Raw genomic sequence first — 334 nt, forward strand, 5'->3', positions numbered from 1 at the left:
GAAGGAACTAGGCAAAATGGTACCGTAACTTCGGGAGAAGGTACGCTGCTGATGGTGATAGGACTTGCTCCTTGAGCTGTCGGCAGCCGCAGAAACCAGGCCGCTGCAACTGTTTATTAAAAACATAGCACTCTGCAAACACGAAAGTGGACGTATAGGGTGTGATGCCTGCCCGGTGCTGGAAGGTTAATTGATGGGGTTAGCGTAAGCGAAGCTCTTGATCGAAGCCCCAGTAAACGGCGGCCGTAACTATAACGGTCCTAAGGTAGCGAAATTCCTTGTCGGGTAAGTTCCGACCTGCACGAATGGCATAATGATGGCGGCGCTGTCTCCA

The 334-nt window shown here is 51.8% G+C and carries 1 rRNA gene; it reads left to right on the forward strand.

From position 1 onward, the window contains the following. A 23S ribosomal RNA gene (locus tag J502_RS16315) occupies positions 1-334 on the forward strand; the annotation flags it as partial.

This window comes from Acinetobacter sp. 1294596 (genome assembly GCF_000582925.1).
Taxonomy (GTDB): Bacteria; Pseudomonadota; Gammaproteobacteria; order Pseudomonadales; family Moraxellaceae; genus Acinetobacter; species Acinetobacter radioresistens.